Origin of the sequence: Vreelandella arctica (genome assembly GCF_037070215.1) — a bacterium.
Classification (GTDB): Bacteria; Pseudomonadota; Gammaproteobacteria; order Pseudomonadales; family Halomonadaceae; genus Vreelandella; species Vreelandella arctica.
In genome coordinates, this window is sequence record NZ_JBANSN010000096.1 from 1 (window position 1) to 1,039 (window position 1,039).

Here is a 1,039-nt window from a genome sequence, read left to right on the forward strand (position 1 = left end):
GCCCGATGATGGACAGCCCGGCGTGGCTGGTGAGGGTGCGGCGACTGGCGCGGAACTTTATGTTGGGCATGGCACTGTCTGGGTGAATGGCGATAATGGCTATATTGCCATGCAGGTCAGTTGGTTAGAAACATTTCTGGGGGCTGGTCTCACGGATTCAGGGTCATTCCATTATCAGACTTAACCACTCGCAGCGGTATGGACATTTTTAATGCTATGTTTGCAGGAGAGCTGCCTCATCCTCCTATTGGTCTAACGCTCGACTACACTCCTATTCATATGGAAAAAGGTATTGCCGTTTTTCAAGGGCGTCCAAAGCTTCATCATTACAACCCATTGGGTACAGTCCACGGCGGCTGGTTCTGCACGCTTTTAGATTCCGCTGTTGGCTGCGCTGTCCATACCCTTTTGCCAGCAGGAAAAACCTACACAACTTTAGAGATAAAAGTAAATATGGTGCGAGCTTTGACAGTGGCAACACCTTTAGTACGGGCTGAAGGCAAAGTCATTCATGCTGGTCGGAGAACAGCGACTGCTGAAGGCAAAATTGTAGGGCCTGATGGCAAATTATATGCCCATGCCACCACAACCTGCATCATTCTTGATGTTTAGATAAAATTTTTGATCGTTAATAGCTTTTAAACCAAAGAAAAATGCTAAGAATATAATGGATATTATATGGGTATACCCTAGAAGAACCATTCGTTTTGTCCTTTAAACCTATTAACAGACTACTTGAAACAGACTGTATTTGCGGAACTACTAATAATAGACCGCTAGTCCTAATAATCTAAATAATCCCTAATTGGACGTTTCTTAAACTGCGATGCGTCCTTTTTTAGTCGATTAATCATTTCAAACTCCCATCCCTGCTGCGACTGTCCAGCTAGGCTAGCCTGGATTTCTCACGGGGTATAACCCAGCTTATTCATGAGGCCGACCTGAAAACGAAGATGGCGAGTGGTTTTCTCTTGTAGAATCAGGATGTTCCTGCCAGAACACGATTCAAGAGGACCACTCGCCATGGGTGAAACCCTAA

Annotated in this window: 2 protein-coding genes; both read left to right on the forward strand. The window is 45.3% G+C overall.

What is annotated here, in order from left to right; genetic code table 11:
• Window positions 1-184 (forward strand): hypothetical protein (locus V8L70_RS22840; protein WP_336270710.1); only part of this gene is annotated, 184 nt, incomplete at its 5' end.
• A gap of 14 nt (window positions 185-198) precedes the next feature.
• Window positions 199-612: a PaaI family thioesterase gene (locus tag V8L70_RS22845; protein WP_336270711.1), complete on the forward strand. Its 414-nt coding sequence runs from the start codon at window positions 199-201 to the stop codon at window positions 610-612.
• Window positions 613-1,039 lie beyond the last annotated feature (427 nt).